Below are 16,799 nucleotides of genomic sequence, written 5' to 3'. Positions count from 1 at the left end.
TCAGCGCCCGGCCTACTTGCCCGGGGCGACGGGCTGCACGGTCTCGGCAGGCTCCACGGCGACCGTGACCGGCGCACCCGCCATCTCCTTCAGAGCCGCCGCCACCTTCTCGGCGAGGTACCGGTGTCCGGCGTTCGACGGGTGATCCCGCCCGGGGCCGGTGTCGATGAGGCCGGTGTAGTTCTGCGGGGTGATCCACTTCTGCTGCACGGGGGAGATGTACCACCAGCCGCGCTGCGCGGCGAGCTGCTGCAGGTCGTGATCGATGCGGGCGGTGGCCTGCTCCACGGGGAGCACCTGCGGCGCGGGACCGAGCACCACGATCCCCGCATCCGGATAGATGTCCGCGAGCCGGTTCCACGCGGCGTCCACCGCGGCGCGGTAGTCGGTGGCCGGCAGTCGCCGGTCGTTGATCGACCCCTCGATGACGACGAGGTCGGGACGCAGCGCCGGATCGAGCCGGTCGATCCGCGGACCGTAGGCCGGCCCGTCGAGGCCGGGCTTGAGGTAGCCGCTGCCGCGCACGCCGTCGACGATCGTCGTGCCGTGCATGAGGTCGGCGAGCCGGTAGGCGTAGCCGTCGGTGGGCGGTGTCGCAGCGGACCCGTACGTCCACGAGTCGCCGAAGACGAGGATGCGGGGGTGCTCGGGCAGCACGAGGGGAGCGGGCGCCTCGGCATTCGTCGCACCGGAAGAGGCGCCCAGTGCCACCGGGTCCGGAGCGTGCGTGCGAAGCATCCCGAACCCGATCGACGCCACCGTCACGAGGACGGCGGCGCCGATGAGGATCGCGCCACGCAATGACATGCGTGGACGATGGGATGGCGGAGTCATGATCCGAGGATAAGCGCTCCGCCGACTACTTGGACGTGCCCTGCGACACCGAGCCCTGCAGCTGGCGCTGGAACAGGATGTAGACGATCAGCACCGGGATGATCGTGATCATCACGGCGGCGAACATCTGCCCGAAGTCCAGCGCATAGCCTGCCGACGACGCGTACGACGCCATGCCCTGGGACAGCACGTAGTTGTCCTGGTTCGTGTTCAGTGAGATCGGGAGCAGGAACTGGTTCCACAGGCCGAGGAAGTTCATGATCGCGATCGCCGCCATGCCGGGCTTGGCCATCGGCAGCATCACCTGGAAGAACGTGCGCCATTCACTGGCGCCGTCCACGTATGCGGCCTCCTGGATCTCGTAGGGCAGCGACTTGAAGAACGAGAACAGGAAGAACACGGTGAACGGCAGCGCGAACGCCACGTAGGTGAGGATCAGGCCAGGCAGCGTGTTCAGCAGTCCCATGCCCTGCAGGATGAAGAACAGGGGCACGATCGCGAGGAACACCGGGAAGGTGAGCCCCGCCAGCATCAGGTAGTAGATGATCCGGCTGCCCGGGATCTCGAACCTGGCAAGCACGTAGGCGCACATGGCGCCGAGCACCATCACCAGGACCAGCGAGACGCCCACGACGATGACGGTGTTCACGAACATCCCGCCGAAGTTGTTGTCGACCCAGGCGCTGATGTAGTTGTTGAAGTTCCAGTTCGCGGGCAGCCCGAACGGGCTGGCGAAGATCTCCTTCGTGGTCTTGAACGATCCGATCAGGGTCCAGACCATCGGCAGGATGACGATGATCGACCAGATCACGAGGACGCCGTGCGAGATGCCCCCGACGACCTTGTCTCCGGTGGTCGACTTCGTCGTGCGGATCTTGGGAGCGGAGTGCTTGCCCTTGTCGATCGTGACCGCGGCGCGCGTGTCGGTGCTCATGCGCGTCCTCCTTCATCCTTGCCGCCGACCAGGCGGAACACGCCGATCACGACGGCGGCGAACAGCAGGGTGATCGCCGCGAGCACCACGCCCATGGCGGTGGCGAGGCCGAACTGGCCCTTCTCGAAGGCGGTGCGGAACAGGTACTGGCTCATCACCAGCGTGGTGTTCGAGGGCCCACCGGTCGAGTTCAGACCGGCCATGTAGACGAAGGCGTCCAGGGCCATGATCCCCAGGTAGATGTACGCGGTCTGCACGTTGTCTCGCATCTGCGGCAGCAGGATCGAGGTGACCGTGCGGAAACGTCCGGCGCCGTCGATGCGTGCCGCCTCGAGCGTCTCGCCGGGCAGACCCTTGATCGCGGCGATGAACAGGATCATGTAGAAGCCGACCATGCTCCAGACGATCACGAAGATCGTCGCACCCATGGCGGTGCTCTCCTCGCCCAGCCAGGCGAACTGGTTGTTGTCGATGCCGAAGATACCCAGGACGCCATTGAGCAGACCTGTCGGAGCGTAGATCATGCTCCACAGGATCGCGATGACGATCGCGGGGATGACGTACGGGAAGAACGACACCACGCGGTAGAAGCTCGAGCCCTTCAGACCCCGGACGTTGCCGTGGCTCGGGCCGCCGACGGTGATCATGCTCGCGAAGATCAGTGCGATCACGATGGTGATCAGCGGGACGACCACGGCGAGCAGGATGTTGTTCCCCATCGCCTTCAGGAACGTCTGGTCCTGGAACAGCTTGACGAAGTTCTGCAGACCGACGAACTGCATGTTCGGTGAGAACCCGGTCCAGTTCGTCATCGAGTAGTACAGCGCCTGGACGAACGGGGAGATCACGAAGACCAGGAAGATAGCCAGGGGCAGGAGCAGGAAGACCAGCAGGAAAGATCCGTAGTCCCAGTTCAGCTTGCGCGGAAGCCCCGCACGGGGCGCCTTGCGGCGCCCCGTGCGTGCCGCGGTGACCGCGGCTGTCTGAAAGCCCGGCCCTCCGCTAGGAGTGGAATTGCTCACTTGATCTCGATCTTCGTGATGGAGCTGTCGTTCGCGACCTTGTCCACCAGTGCCTGCAGCTGCTTCGTGATCTCGGCGACCGTCATGCCACCGGCCAGGAACGAGTTCCAGATCGGCAGCTGGTCGGAGTTCATGCCGTACAGGTTGGTCGACTTGATCGTGAACACGTTGTCGCCCGCAGCTTCCAGCATCTTGCCCTGCGACTGCAGGGCGGTCGAGCCGAAGCCGTCCTCGGGGACGGTGCCCTTCACGATCGTGGGAGCGAACTTGCTCTTCGCGAACGCGGTGGCGGACTCCTTCGACAGCATGGTGCGCAGCAGCTCCTTGCCGCCGGCCGGGTTCTTCGCCTTGGTCGGGACGATGAACGGCTCGCCCGCCTCGGCGCGCGCGAAGCCCGCCGGGGTGGTCTGCTTGTCGTCCAGCGGCAGCTCGGTCATGCCCATCATCTTGAAGTCGGGCGCGGTCTGCTTCTTCATCTCGTTTTCGATCCACGAGCCCGAGGGGTAGAGCAGAGCAGCCTGGTCCAGGCTCCACTGCGACTGCGCCTGCGTGAACTGCGTTCCGCCGCCGCCCGGCTTCATGTAGCCGGCCTTGATCAGGTCGTACAGGATCGTCAGGATCTCCTGGATGATCGGGTTCGACCAGGCCTTCGGGTCGAGGTTCTCCAGCGGCAGGCGCACATCGTCGCCGCCCTGGATGACCGCCGAGTCGATGACGAGCGTCTGGTAGTACGTCGCCGCCTCCTTGCCCCAGAGGAACAGGTACTTGCCCTTGGCCTTGGCCGCGGCGCCGAGCGCGGGAAGGTCCTGCCAGGTCTTCGGGACCTGGAAGCCCTCCTTCTCGAACAGCGATCCGGAGTACCAGATGCCGTAGATCGTCATGACGTAGTTCAGCGCCTTGAACTTGCCGTCGAAGGTGCCGGGGTCCTTGACGCCGCCGTACACGGTGTCCGCGATCTTGGTGCCCTCGAGGTTGTTGGCCTCGAACACATCGTCCAGCTCCTCGAGCTGGTCGAGGATCGTGTTCCAGCCGATCGAGTTCGCACCCGAGTTGTCGATCAGGTCCGGCGGGTTGCCGCCCACGAAGCGGGGCTGCAGCTCCTGCGCGATCTTGGTGGACGACGAGACCTTGACGGTCACACCGTCGAGCTTCTTGTTCGCCGCCATGATCTTCGCGGAGTTCTCGACATAGTCGATGCCGTAGCCGCCGTTGAAGATGACCGCGTCGACCTTCGAGTTCGCCGCGACTCCGAACGGGTTGTCAGCGGTGACCTTGCCCGTCGAGCCGCCGCCGCTGCTGCCGCCGCCGGGCGCTGCGCACGAGGCGAGCGTCATGCCGAACGGGACCAGCGCCGCCGTGGCGATGGCTCCGCGCAGCAGGTTGCGGCGGCTGATGGAGGTGTTCTCGAGTTCCATCTTGTGACTACCTTCCCTGGTGTTGGGGATGTGTGGTTTGTGGTGGCCTTGCGGCCCAGGGTATTCGTAACGGTGCTCTGCGTGGATAACGATCCGGCGGCGTCAGTCGCCGCGACGGATGCGGTCCGCGTAGAGCTCTTCCAGTGCGTGGTTGTGTTCGTCTCCTCCCGGGATGTTGGCAGAGATGTACATGGGCGGCTTCTCACCGGTCTCGGCGATCGCGCGGGCGACGCCGAGCGTCAGCAGCTGCGCGATGAAGGCGGCGGTGATCGACGAGATCGCACCTGCAGCGACGCCGTCGGTCACCTCGAGAGTGGCGTCCCCGTAGGGCGCGAGGTTGTCGATGACGACGTCGGCGACCTCGCTGAGCCGCTTCCCGCTCGGATGCTTGGACTCGACCCTCGAGGTGTGATCCAGGCTGGTCACGGCGATGACCGGATGACCGTGCTCCTTCGCCCAGACGGCGACGCCGACGATCGAGCCGTTGACGCCGGAGTTCGAGGCGATCACGAACACGTCGTGCTCACCGACGGGGGTGAGCGCCATGAGCTCGTCCACCACCCAGGGCTCGCGCTCCAGAGACGCGTTCAGGATGTCGGCATCCCGATCGCCGTGCAGCACGAGGTCGCGCAGCGCGATCTTGTTCGTCGGGATGAGCCCGCCGGCGCGGCCGGCGATCTCCATCGCGAACGCCTCCGAGTGTCCGGTGCCGAACGCGTGGATGACGCCGCCGTCCTCGAGGGCGCGGGTGAGCAGCGAGATCGCGCCGTCCAGGCCGCCGTCCTCGGCGAGCGCGGCGATGCGCTCGAGTCGGGTGGTGGCCTCGCGCAGCAGGTCAGTGGGGGTGGCGGTCATCGGATCTCCTGGATGCCTCGGGGCAGGTGTGCGGTGGAGCGCCATCGTGGACGCCGCAGACCGGCGACCGCGCGAGCGGTGTCTTCGAGTCGGGCCCGTGATGCGGGGAAGTCCTGCTGTGCGACCAGGTAGTAGAGCAGGTCGATGATGAAGAGCTGCGCGTGCGGCGCGGACAGATCATCGGGCCGGATCGTGGGCGACTGCGCGGCCGTGGTGACGACCTCGTCCGCAGCATCGGCGAGCGCAGAATGAGCGTCCTGGGTGATCGCCAGGGTGAAGGCGCCGGAGGCGGCGGCTCGGGACAGCATCTGAACCGTGTCGATCGTGCTGCCCGTGGTGGACATGCCGATGGCGGCGCTGCTGCTGCCCTGCAGCGCGGCCGAGGTGAGGCCGTCATGAGCAGAGGTCCACAGATGCGCGTTCACTCCGATCCGGTACAGGCGATCTCGGAGGAAGGCGGCGATCGTCCCGCTGGAGCCCACCGCGTAGATGTCCAGATGATCGCAGTGCGCGATCGCCTTCGCCGCGCGCTCCACGGCGCCCAGATCCAGTCGATCGACCGTCGCCTGGATCGCACGGCCGTGCGTCTCGACGAGGGTCTGCATGAGGACCTCGGGCGGATCGTCTTCCCCCAGGACTCGGCGTGCGCGACGCGGAGCCTCGTCGGTCGCGCTCGCGCGGCCGATCTCGGAGGCGACGCGGACCCGGAGCTCCGTGTAGCCGTCGAAGCCGATGAGGCGGCAGAACCGGGTGACCGTCGCCGCGGACGTCTGCGCGCGCGTCGCGAGTTCGCTGATCGTCCACTCGAGCGGCGCAGAAGGATGCTGCTCCACGACGTCTGCGACCCTGGCCATGGCGGCCGGCATCCGCCAGCGCCCGGCGTCGATCCGGCGTGCGATGCTGACATCGTTGCCGGTCGTCTCGGTCCGTGGCACCATTGCCTCCAGTGAAAATCGCATACGTTTGGTAAGCGTCTTTCTGAAACCTATTCTCATTCTGCTCCGAGGTCAACGATGAACATGAGAGATTTCGATCGCGATCGCCTGATCGTGGGCATCGACGCGGGTGGAACCTCCACCAGGGCGACGCTGCTCACCCGGGACGGCGAGTGCCTCGGCTACGGGAAGTCGGGCAGCGGGAACCCGACGTCGGCGGGGGTGCTGCTCGCAGGCGAGAGCATCGTCGACGCGGTGTCGCAGGCGCTCCGGGCCGCCGACCGCGGGATCGGCGAGATCGATCATGTGATCGCGGCGATGGCCGGTCACGGCGCCGGCGGTGAGGTGGGCTGGTTGGTCGATGCGCTCGCCACCGCCGGCTACGGCGGGGAGCTGGGCTTCGAGTCCGACCTGCTGGCCCTGTACTTCTCCGGCACCGCGGAGCAGGACGGATATGCGATCGTGTCCGGCACCGGCGCCGCCGTCATCCGAGTCTCGGGCGGCACGCTGGAGGCGACGACCGACGGCGTCGGCTGGCTGCTCGGAGACCGGGGGAGCGGCTTCTGGATCGGCCATCATGCCGCGCTCGCGGCGGTCGAGGACCTCGACGATCGAGGGCCGGCGACGGCACTGACCGAAGCAGTGCTCGATGCGCTCCAGGTCGTGCCCGCCGACTTCTCGCTCGGCTACGGTCGCCCCGCGAAGCTCGAGGGGCTGATCCGCGCGATCTACCGCGGTCGCCCGGTCGAGCTGGCACGCCTGGCTCCGCTGGTGTTTGCCGCCGCCGGTGAGGACGAGATCGCGCGCGGCATCCTGTTGCGCGCAGGCGAACTGCTCGCGCAGTCGTTCACCGCCGTGCACAGGGGCTCCGGGCCCGTGGTGGTGGGTGGGAGCGTGCTCTCGCAGGAGGGGCTGCTGTCCGAGACGTTCCGGCACCTGGTCCGGGAGCGCGACCCGGAGGTGAGGTTCATCCCGGTGGCCGACGGAGTTGTCGGCGCGGCGGCGCTCGCCCTCCGGCATGCGGGAGTCGTCGTCGACGGGGAGGGGCACGCGAGGCTGACGGCATCCGTCGCGGCCGCCCGCGCCCGCTGACGCACAGGAGCACCACGTAGACTAGAAGGTCTATGAACCCGGAAACGCTCGCCCAGGAAATCCTCGCCGTCATCACCCCGATCGCGGCGTCGCTGCGACCCGGGGAAGAGCCGGCTCTCTCGGCATCAGACATCGTGCTGGAGCGCCCGCGCAACCGTGACCACGGCGACTGGTCCTCGAACATCGCGATGCGTCTGGCCAAGCGGCTGGGCACCAACCCGCGCGAGCTCGCGCAGCGCGTCGCCGACGGGCTCGTGCAGTCGGACGGCATCGCCGCGGCGGACGTCGCAGGCCCCGGGTTCCTGAACATCCGACTGGACGCCGCAGCCGCGGGTGCCCTCGCGAAGACGATCGTGGACGCCGGCGAGACGTACGGCACCAACGACTCGCAGGCGGGGGTCTCGGTGAACGTCGAGTTCGTCTCCGCGAACCCGACCGGCCCGCTGCACATCGCGCACACCCGTTGGGCTGCGCTCGGCGACTCGATCGTGCGCCTGCTGCTGGCGAGCGGGGCGAATGCCGTGCGCGAGTATTACATCAACGACGCAGGCGTGCAGATGCAGCGCTTCGGCGACTCCATCGTCGCTGCCGCCAAGGGCGAGCCGACACCCGAGGGCGGTTACCCGGGTGAGTACATCGCGACGCTCGCCGGTCGTGTGCTCGCGGCGCGCCCCGACCTTCTCGAGCTTCCCGAGGATGAGCAGCTGGTCGTCGCGCGCGACCTCGCCTATGAGTACCAGCTCGCCGAGATCAAGAACTCGCTGGAGCGGTTCAACGTGCCCTTCGACGTCTGGTTCTCGGAGCGCACGCTGCACGCGGCGTCCGTCGACGGCGGCCCGAGCCTGATCGACCAGGCCGTCGACCGACTGCGCGAACAGGGCCACGTGTTCGATGACGAGGGCGCCGTCTGGGTGCGCACCACCGACTTCACGGATGACAAGGACCGCGTCATCCGCCGTTCGAACGGCGAGTACACGTATTTCGCCGCGGATGCCGCGTACTACCTGAACAAGGGCGACCGCGGCTTCGAGAACAAGATCTACCTGCTCGGCGCCGACCACCACGGCTACGTGAACAGGCTCAAGGCCGTCGCCGGTGCCGCGGGCGAGGACCCGGAGAAGAACATCCAGGTGCTGATCGGCCAGATGGTGTCGATCAACGGCGCACGGCTGAGCAAGCGCGCAGGCAACATCATCGAGATGGACGACCTGCTGAACTGGCTCGGCGCCGACGCGCTGCGCTACTCGCTGGAGCGCTCGCCGGCCGACTCGCCGCTCGACCTCGATCCCGAGCAGCTGCAGAAGCGCACCAACGACAACCCGGTGTTCTACGTGCAGTACGCGCACGCCCGCACACACAACGTCGCCCGGAACGCGGGGGACTCCGGTGTGGACCACTCGGAGTTCGCCCCCGAGACGCTGACCCACGAGACCGAGTCGGCGCTGCTCGGCGCGCTGCAGGAGTTCCCGCGTCTGGTCGCGTTCGCCGCCGAGGTGCGCGAGCCGCACCGCATCGCGCGCTACCTCGAGGAGCTCGCCGGTCTGTACCACCGCTGGTACGACAACTGCCGCGTTATCCCGCAGGGCGACGACCCGATCGAGACCGTGCACCGCACCCGGCTGTGGCTGAACGACGCCACCGGCATCGTGCTGCGCAACGGTCTCGGACTGCTCGGCGTCAGCGCCCCGGAGCGCATGTGAGCGACACATCCGCGTACCACACGCTGCCGCTGCCGGACGACCTCATGCCGGCCGCGCCGCAGCCGAAGCGCCGCGCGCGCTGGCCGTGGGTGCTGCTGATCGTCGTGGTGGTGATCGCCGCGCTCGCCGTGGCCGCCGAACTGGTCGCGCGCGCCGTGGTGCCGAGCATCGTGCGCAGCGTGGTCATCGACAGCATGGAGCTTCCCGCCGACCAGCAGCTCGACGTGCAGACGTCCGGTCTGCTGGTGCCGCAGCTGATCTCCGGCCGGCTCGCCACGCTCGAGCTCGCCAGCGACAGCGTCGAACTGGGCGGCATCACCGGTGCCGTCGATGTGGTCGCGAAGGGCGTGTCGCTCAGCGGCGGGGAGATCGGCCACGCATCCGGAACGGTCACCATCCCCGAGGACCAGTTCGCCGCACTGGTGAAGAAGGCCGATCTGCCGATCGAGAAGATCGCGTTCGACGCGCCGGATGTCACGGCGAGCGGCAGCGTGCCCGTGCTGGGGATGTCGATCCCGGTGTCCCTGACGGTCACACCTGGAGCGGATGCCGGTGAGCTGCTGCTCACCCCGGTATCAGCGAAGCTCGGCGGGATCGATCTCGACCTCGCGCAACTCGCCGATCGGCTCGGCGGGATCGGCTCGGGACTCGCGGAGACGCACCGGATCTGCATCGCCGACCAGCTGCCGGCGGGCATCACCCTCACCGGTCTGAAGATCGTCGGTGACACGGCAGCGGCCGATGTGGCCGTCGACGGCAGGATCGGCACCGACCAGTCGCTGCAGGAGAACGGCACCTGCCCCTGAGCCGCATCGGGTCAGGACCGGTCGCGCTCGTCGGACGCCGCGCGCTGTGCCTGTCGCAGTGCCGAGGTGGCGACGGCGACGTCCTGCTCCGCGCGACGCAGCCGGTACTGCGCCAGGGTCTGGGCACCGTGCCTGCTGAGCACACGATCGCTGCTCTCCTCTGCGGCGATGGCGATGTACGCCGTCGTGAGCAGGATCACCTGCGTCGAGAGGTTGAGCCAGATCAGCAGCGCCAGCAGTGACGCGAACGAGGCAAGCAGGGGATTCGCCTTCGCCCCGCTGACGAACAGGCCGGACAGCTCCTGCAGCACGAGCAGACCGACGGCTCCGCCGAGCGCTCCGCCCCAGAGCGCGCGCCGCGGGGCGCGCACACCCGAGAGAGCGCGGAACGCGGCGACGATGAGCACCATGTTCAGCGCGAGCACGATGCACAGCGACAGCACGCGCACCGACCAGAACACGGCCCCGGAATCGGCCGGCATACCCACCGCGCCGGCGGACCAGCGCACGGCGACGCCACTGGCGAACGTGAGGAACGCTGCAGCGAGGAAGGTCGCACCGATCACGACGGCGAGCAGCAGGTTGCGTGCGGTCGCGCGCAGCCAGGGAACGTCCTCGGCGGCGGTGCCGCACATCGTGCGCATCGCTGCGCGCAGCGAGCCGATGCCGCCCAGTGCAGACCCGATCAGCCCGATCGCGGACAGCGCTCCCGCGATCGTGAGGCCGGCGGGCGCCCGGATGCTCGACGGGTCGACTATCCCGCCCTCGCCGTCCTTCGCGATCAGGCCGGGCAGGGCGACGTCCACTGCGGAGATGACGGCGTTCCACGCGGCGTCGTTGCCGGCGAGCCAGAGCGCCGCGACCGAGAAGCCCAGCAGCACGGCGGCGAACACGCTGAACAGAGCACGGTAGGTCACCGCATCGGCGAGCATCGGTCCGCGCCGCGCAAGGTGCAGCAGCACGGCCCTCACAGGGCGCAGGCGCAGCGCGGCGCGGATCAGCGCGTCCCGCCACCGGACCGGCGCGGCGGAGACGGGCGCCGGACGGTTCGAGGGCGATTCGTCTTCCATCGGCGCCACCCTACCGAAGGGCTCGTAATGAGGCACAGGCCTTGACGGGAGGTCCTGCGACGGTGCCCTAGAATCGGGGGAACCTCGCGGCGTGCACCGTTCCGCCCGAGGATCCCTCCCACGATTGGTGTCCTGCTCCGTGCATTCCGCCCCCACTGCGCTCGCCCCCGACTGGCTGGCCGTGCCCGATGATCCCGACGATCTCGCGGCGGGGGTGTGGCCGGCATCCGCGCACCGCGACGCGGACGGAGCGCTCGTCATCGGTGGTGTGCCCGTCGGCGACCTGGTGCGCTCCTACCGCACTCCCTTGCTCGTCCTCGATGAGGGCGAGGTGCGTCGTCGCGCGGCGGCACTGCGTGATGCCTTCGAAGCGGCCGCTTCGGCGCACGGCACGAGCGCGCGCATCTACTACGCGGGCAAGGCCTTCCTCTCGACGGCCGTCGCACGATGGATGGTCGAGGAGGGGCTGAACGTCGACGTGTGCACCGGTGGCGAGCTGCAGGTCGCTCTGGCGGCGTCCGTCGACCCGGCGCAGATCGGCTTCCATGGCAACAACAAGTCGGTCGCGGAGCTCGAGCGCGCGGTGGAGGTCGGCGTCGGCACCGTCATCATCGACAGTGCGATCGAGATCGAGCGTCTCGCGGCGATCACCGCACGCACCGGCTCCGTGCAGCGCGTGATGCTGCGGGTGAACAGCGGCGTGCACGCCGAGACGCACGATTTCCTCGCGACCGCTCACGAGGACCAGAAGTTCGGCACTCCGCTGGCGGATGCCGCGGCGATGGTCGCCCGCATCCGCGAGCTGCCCGGGCTGGAATTCATCGGACTGCACTGCCACATCGGGTCGCAGATCTTCGGCGTCGCCGGGTTCCGCGAGTCCGCCTCCCGCGTGCTGGACCTGCACGCCGAACTGCTCGAGGGCGGTCCCGTCCCGCAGCTGAACCTGGGCGGCGGTTTCGGGATCGCCTACACCCGCGTCGACGACCCCGCACCCGTCGCGGAGCTCGCCGAGGGAATCGTCGCCGCAGTCGCCGAAGGCTGCGCGGCGCGCGGCATCGACACGCCGGTGCTTTCGTTCGAGCCCGGTCGCGCGATCATCGGCAACGCCGGGGTCACGCTCTACGAGATCGGCACGGTCAAGGACGTCGTCCTCGATAGCGGCAGCCGCCGCTACCTCAGCGTTGACGGAGGCATGAGCGACAACGCGCGTCCCGCGCTGTACGGCGCCCAGTTCTCTGCGCGACTCGCCTCCCGCGAGAGCGGCGGCGAGCCCGTGCTGTCGCGTGTGGTCGGCAAGCACTGCGAGTCCGGCGACATCGTCGTGGATCACGAGTACCTGCCTGTGGACGCCGCACCGGGCGACCTGCTGGCGGTGCCGGCGACCGGCGCCTACTGCGCTCCGCTGTCGAGCAACTACAACCATGTCCCGCGTCCGCCGATCGTCGCCGTGCGCGACGGCGCGGCCCGGGTGATCGTGCGCGGCGAGACCGTGGCCGATCTGCTGTCCCGCGATGTCGGCATCACGGAGCCCGATTCCGATGCCTCGCAACCGCCCGCCTCCGCGGGAGAGCAGCTGCACAGTTCCGAAGGAGAGAGATGAGCGAGTACCGACGACTTCGAGTGGCGCTGCTGGGTGCCGGAGCCGTGGGATCCCAGGTGGCCGGTCTGCTGCTGCGCCACGGCGACGAACTCGCCGATCGCGCGGGCGCAGAGCTCGAACTGGCGGGCATCGCGGTGCGCAACCTCGATGCGCCCCGTGACATCGACCTGCCGCGCGAGCTGTTCACCACTGACGCCGAGAGCCTCATCACCGGCGCCGACATCGTGGTCGAGCTGATAGGCGGCATCGACCCGGCTCGGGCGCACACCCTTCTCGCGCTCGGCTCCGGTGCCGACGTCGTGACGGCCAACAAGGCACTGCTCGCCACGCACGGCCCCGAGATCTTCGAGGCCGCCGACCGCGTCGGCGCGTCGGTCTACTACGAGGCGGCCGCAGCCGGCGCCATTCCGATCATCCGCCCGCTGCGCGACTCGCTCGCCGGTGACCGGGTGGTGCGGATCATGGGCATCGTGAACGGCACGACGAACTACATCCTCGACCGGATGGACTCCGAAGGCGCCGATTTCGCGGATGTGCTCGCCGACGCACAGCGCCTGGGCTACGCCGAGGTGGACCCGACGGCCGACGTCGAGGGCTACGACGCCGCGCAGAAGGCGGCGATCCTGGCATCACTGGCCTTCCACACGGCCGTGCCGCTCGAAGCGGTGCACCGAGAGGGCATCAGCGGGGTCACGGCGGACATGATCGAGGAGGCCCGCGATGCGGGCTTCGTCATCAAGCTGCTCGCCGTCTGCGAGCGCCTGGGCGACGAGGGCGCCGAGTCGATCTCGGTGCGCGTCTATCCGGCCCTGGTGCCGCGCTCGCACCCGCTCGCGTCAGTGCACGGTGCGAACAACGCGGTCTTCGTCGAGGCCGAGGCCGCCGGCCCCCTGATGTTCTACGGCGCCGGTGCCGGCGGCGTGCAGACCGCGTCGGCGGTACTCGGCGACATCGTCTCCGCGGCACGCAGGCACATCGCCGGCGGGACGGGCGTGGGGGAGTCCACCAGGGCCAATCTGCCGATCGTCCCGATCGGTCACGTCACCACGCGCTACCAGATCACCCTCGAGGTCTCGGATGCCCCCGGCGTGCTCGCCACGGTGGCGAGCCTGCTCAGCGAGGGCGGTGTCTCGGTCGCCACGGTGCTGCAGACGGTGGCCGAGCCGAACGCAGCGGAGGGCGGCACCGCGCGCCTCATCATCGGCACGCACCGCGCAGCGGACCAGTCCCTCAGCACCACAGTGGACAGCCTGGCCGCCAGCGATGTCGTCGAGCGCGTGGTGTCGGTGCTGCGCGTCGAGGGCGAGTGACCGTGGTCGTCGCCGTCGTCCCCGCATCCGAACCGGTCGATCCCGCCGGCGGCGAGCCCGTTGCGGGCGCGCTGCGCACCGTGGACGTCACCGTCCCCGCGACCAGCGCGAATCTCGGTCCGGGCTTCGACACGCTGGGGCTCGCGCTGAGCGTCTACGACCACCTCGTGGTGTCGTCCTTCGCCGACGACCGTCTCGAGATCGAAGTGTCCGGCTCCGGAGCTGACGAGATCCCGACCGACGCCACGAACCTGGTCGTGCGCACGATCGCGCACGTCTACGCGGATTCCGGCCGCCCGATGCCGGGGCTTCGGATCGTCGCCGACAACGGTGTGCCGCACGGCCGCGGACTCGGGTCCTCCGGAGCCGCCGTGACCGCCGGCATCCTGGCGGCGAAGGGCCTCCTCGCCGGTGACGTCGAACTCGACGATCAGGCGCTGCTGCGGCTCGCGACCGAGATCGAGGGGCATCCGGACAACGTGGCCCCCGCGCTGTTCGGCGGACTGACGATCGCGTGGATCGGCGATCACGGCCCCGCGCACAAGAAGCTGCTCGTGCACCGCGGCGTCGCGCCGCTGGTGTTCGTGCCCGGGTTCACGATGTCGACCTCGCTGGCGCGGTCACTGCAGCCGCACCAGGTTCCGCGCGAGGACGCCGTGTTCAACGTGTCCCGCTCGGCCCTGCTGGTCGCCGCTCTCACGCAGAGCCCCGAGCTGCTGCTGGACGCGACCGCCGACCGCCTGCATCAGGACTACCGGGGTCCGGCGATGCCGGAGACGCTGCGGCTGGTGCAGTCGCTCCGACAGGCCGGCTTCGCCGCCGTCGTATCGGGGGCGGGTCCCAGCGTGCTGGTGCTCGCCGACGGCCCCGGCCACCGCCAGGACGCCGTCGAACTCGCGGATTCCGTCACGGACACCCCGTGGGCCGCACACATGCTCGCAGTCGACGTGCGGGGTGGTACAGTAAGGAACCGAGCGGAGGGCTCCACGTAACTTCGTGAATCTGGCCCCATCGCACTTCTGCGAGATCCGCACGTGTTCCCCGGTCTGAGAAGGAATCCGTTCCTTCGCGGTTCCGGCTGGCTGGCGCTCGTCGCCTGTGCGTGCAACGCACCCAGCACTGCTGTGTGCTCAGGATTGCTCATACCCCACGACATATGAGGGAGTACTCGTGGAGAACTTCTCCGAGACCCAGAACGACCAGGCGGCGCCGGTGAACGACGCCCCCGCATCCACTCCGGCCACCGAGGCCCCCGCAGCCGCGGTTGACGCCCCGGCCGCCGAGGCGCCGCGCAAGCGCGCACCGCGTCGCGCCACCACGGCGACGGCCGCGGCGAAGGCCGCCGAGAAGGCTCAGGCCGAGGCTGCCGCACCGGCTGCCGAGACTGCTGCCCCCGCCGCCGAGGCTCCGGCCGAGGCGCCGAAGGCGAAGCGCCCGACGCGCAGTCGCGCGAAGAAGGCGGATGCCGCGCCCGAGGGCGAAGCCCCCGCTGCCGAGACGCCCGCCGGTGAGTCCGCTGCCGCCGCCGAACCCGCCGAGGCACCTGCCAAGCGTGCGTCGTCGCGGCGTGCGTCGTCGAAGGCCGCTCCGGCGGCCGAAGCCGGCGAGCAGGCCGAGCAGGCCGCCGAGAAGCCCGCCGCCGAGAAGCCTGCCGAGAACGACGGCGCCGAGGGCGAGCAGCCCGCCAAGCCGGCCCGCCGCCGCGGCAAGAAGAGCGAGCAGCCCGCGCAGTCCGAGGGCGAGTCCGCAGCGTCCGAGGCATCCGACTCCGGCTCCGGTCAGGCCGAGAAGTCCGCCGACCAGGGCGGCGAGAGCAAGGACTCCGGCGACGGCGAAGAGGGCTCCGGCCGCGGCCGGACCCGCAGTCGCAGCCGCAACCGCGGCCGTGGCCAGGGCGGTCAGAACGGACAGGGCGGCCAGCAGGAGCAGCAGCAGTCCGCTTCGTCCTCGTCCGATGACGAGCAGGGCGGCCGCTCGCGCCAGCGCAACAAGCGTCGCGGCGGCACCAACCAGACCACCGACGAGTTCGAGACCGAGATCGGCGAGGACGACGTCCTCATCCCGGTCGCCGGCATCCTCGACGTGCTCGACAACTACGCCTTCGTGCGCACCAGTGGCTACCTGCCCGGCCCCACGGACGTGTACGTCTCGCTCGGCCAGGTCAAGAAGTACAACCTGCGCAAGGGCGACGCCGTGGTCGGCGCCATCAAGCAGCCCCGCGAGGGCGAGCAGCAGGGCCGCCAGAAGTACAACGCCCTGGTGAAGGTCGACTCGATCAACGGTCTGTCCACCGACGACGCGGGCACTCGCGTGGAGTTCGGCAAGCTCACCCCGCTGTACCCGCAGGAGCGCCTGCGCCTGGAGACCGCGCCCGAGAAGCTGACCCAGCGGATCATCGACCTCGTCGCCCCGATCGGCAAGGGCCAGCGCGGCCTGATCGTCGCGCCCCCGAAGGCCGGCAAGACGATCGTTCTGCAGCAGATCGCGAACGCGATCGCGCACAACAACCCCGAGGTGCACCTCATGGTCGTCCTGGTGGACGAGCGCCCCGAAGAGGTCACCGACATGCAGCGCTCGGTGAAGGGCGAGGTCATCGCCTCGACCTTCGACCGTCCTGCCGAGGATCACACCACGGTGGCCGAGCTGGCGATCGAGCGCGCCAAGCGCCTGGTCGAGCTGGGTCGCGACGTGGTCGTGCTGCTCGACTCGATCACCCGCCTCGGTCGCGCCTACAACGTGTCGACCCCGACCTCGGGCCGTGTGCTCACCGGTGGCGTCGACGCATCGGCGCTGTACCCGCCGAAGCGCTTCTTCGGCGCCGCGCGCAACATCGAGAACGGCGGCTCGCTGACCATCCTCGCGACCGCGCTGGTCGAGACCGGCTCCAAGATGGACGAGGTCATCTTCGAGGAGTTCAAGGGCACCGGCAACAGCGAGCTGCGCCTGTCGCGCGCGCTGGCCGACAAGCGAATCTTCCCGGCGGTCGACGTCAACGCGTCGAGCACCCGCCGTGAGGAGATGCTGCTGTCCTCCGACGAGGTGAAGATCACCTGGAAGCTGCGTCGCGCCCTCGCGGGCCTCGACCCGCAGCAGGCCCTCGAGGTCGTGCTGGGCAAGCTCAAGGAGACCAGCTCGAACGTGGAGTTCCTCATCCAGATGCAGAAGTCGATCCCGGCCCCGCCGGCGACCGGCCACAGCCACGGGCACGAGAACAGCATCCGCTGAG

General features: G+C 69.1%; 14 protein-coding genes. 7 read left to right on the top strand and 7 right to left on the bottom strand.

What is annotated here, in order from left to right:
* Positions 1-12: 12 nt before the first annotated feature.
* The 6 genes from ACFVDO_RS04870 to ACFVDO_RS04845 form a co-directional block, all read right to left on the bottom strand.
* Complete coding sequence (locus ACFVDO_RS04870; RefSeq protein ID WP_378859980.1) at positions 13-834, bottom strand: SGNH/GDSL hydrolase family protein; 822 nt, start codon at positions 832-834, stop codon at positions 13-15.
* Positions 835-859: 25 nt separating this feature from the next.
* Positions 860-1,768: a carbohydrate ABC transporter permease gene (locus ACFVDO_RS04865; RefSeq protein ID WP_378859979.1), complete on the bottom strand. Its 909-nt coding sequence runs from the start codon at positions 1,766-1,768 to the stop codon at positions 860-862.
* Entirely contained in the window at positions 1,765-2,790 is a 1,026-nt protein-coding gene (locus tag ACFVDO_RS04860) for a carbohydrate ABC transporter permease (protein ID WP_378886833.1), read from the bottom strand. Before ACFVDO_RS04860 ends, ACFVDO_RS04865 begins: the two co-directional genes overlap by 4 nt.
* Positions 2,787-4,205, bottom strand: coding sequence for an N-acetylglucosamine/diacetylchitobiose ABC transporter substrate-binding protein (ngcE, locus tag ACFVDO_RS04855; protein WP_378859900.1), 1,419 nt, complete (start codon positions 4,203-4,205; stop codon positions 2,787-2,789). The genes ACFVDO_RS04860 and ngcE overlap by 4 nt, the downstream gene beginning before the upstream one ends.
* A gap of 102 nt (positions 4,206-4,307) precedes the next feature.
* Positions 4,308-5,060: a sugar isomerase domain-containing protein gene (locus ACFVDO_RS04850; RefSeq protein WP_378859901.1), complete on the bottom strand. Its 753-nt coding sequence runs from the start codon at positions 5,058-5,060 to the stop codon at positions 4,308-4,310.
* Positions 5,057-5,998, bottom strand: coding sequence for a MurR/RpiR family transcriptional regulator (locus ACFVDO_RS04845; protein ID WP_378859902.1), 942 nt, complete (start codon positions 5,996-5,998; stop codon positions 5,057-5,059). The genes ACFVDO_RS04850 and ACFVDO_RS04845 overlap by 4 nt, the downstream gene beginning before the upstream one ends.
* Before the next feature lie 81 nt (positions 5,999-6,079).
* On the opposite strand from ACFVDO_RS04845, the gene ACFVDO_RS04840 reads away from it, so the two are divergent.
* The 3 genes from ACFVDO_RS04840 to ACFVDO_RS04830 are packed head-to-tail and all read left to right on the top strand — an operon-like array spanning position 6,080 to position 9,593.
* Complete coding sequence (locus ACFVDO_RS04840) at positions 6,080-7,087, top strand: N-acetylglucosamine kinase (RefSeq protein ID WP_378859903.1); 1,008 nt, start codon at positions 6,080-6,082, stop codon at positions 7,085-7,087.
* Positions 7,088-7,119: 32 nt separating this feature from the next.
* Positions 7,120-8,787 (top strand): arginine--tRNA ligase, encoded by a 1,668-nt coding sequence (gene argS / locus ACFVDO_RS04835; RefSeq protein ID WP_378859904.1) that lies wholly within the window; start codon positions 7,120-7,122, stop codon positions 8,785-8,787.
* A complete protein-coding gene (locus ACFVDO_RS04830; protein WP_378859905.1) occupies positions 8,784-9,593 on the top strand; it encodes a DUF2993 domain-containing protein in 810 nt (269 codons plus the stop codon). Before argS ends, ACFVDO_RS04830 begins: the two co-directional genes overlap by 4 nt.
* Before the next feature lie 11 nt (positions 9,594-9,604).
* Here the strand turns inward: ACFVDO_RS04830 and ACFVDO_RS04825 are convergent, their stop codons facing one another.
* Positions 9,605-10,663, bottom strand: coding sequence for a YhjD/YihY/BrkB family envelope integrity protein (locus tag ACFVDO_RS04825; RefSeq protein WP_378859906.1), 1,059 nt, complete (start codon positions 10,661-10,663; stop codon positions 9,605-9,607).
* A 139-nt stretch (positions 10,664-10,802) separates the two neighbouring features.
* Here ACFVDO_RS04825 and lysA point away from each other — a divergent pair, with 139 nt between their 5' ends.
* The 4 genes from lysA to rho all read left to right on the top strand — a co-directional run bounded on the left by lysA (position 10,803) and on the right by rho (position 16,798).
* Positions 10,803-12,263 carry a diaminopimelate decarboxylase gene (gene lysA, locus ACFVDO_RS04820; protein ID WP_378859907.1) on the top strand — a complete coding sequence of 487 codons (1,461 nt, stop codon included), beginning with the start codon at positions 10,803-10,805 and terminating at the stop codon, positions 12,261-12,263.
* A complete protein-coding gene (locus ACFVDO_RS04815) occupies positions 12,260-13,573 on the top strand; it encodes a homoserine dehydrogenase (RefSeq protein ID WP_378859908.1) in 1,314 nt (437 codons plus the stop codon). The genes lysA and ACFVDO_RS04815 overlap by 4 nt, the downstream gene beginning before the upstream one ends.
* A 71-nt stretch (positions 13,574-13,644) precedes the next feature.
* Positions 13,645-14,565, top strand: coding sequence for a homoserine kinase (gene thrB, locus ACFVDO_RS04810; RefSeq protein WP_378859912.1), 921 nt, complete (start codon positions 13,645-13,647; stop codon positions 14,563-14,565).
* A gap of 178 nt (positions 14,566-14,743) precedes the next feature.
* On the top strand, positions 14,744-16,798 hold the full coding sequence (gene rho / locus ACFVDO_RS04805; protein ID WP_378859909.1) for a transcription termination factor Rho: 2,055 nt from the start codon (positions 14,744-14,746) through the stop codon (positions 16,796-16,798).
* Position 16,799: the final 1 nt, after the last annotated feature.

The sequence above is a fragment of the Microbacterium sp. NPDC057741 genome (genome assembly GCF_042798735.1).
Taxonomy (GTDB): Bacteria; Actinomycetota; Actinomycetes; order Actinomycetales; family Microbacteriaceae; genus Microbacterium.
Note: the sequence above shows the minus strand (reverse complement) of the source record. Positions and strands in the feature narration are given on the sequence as shown.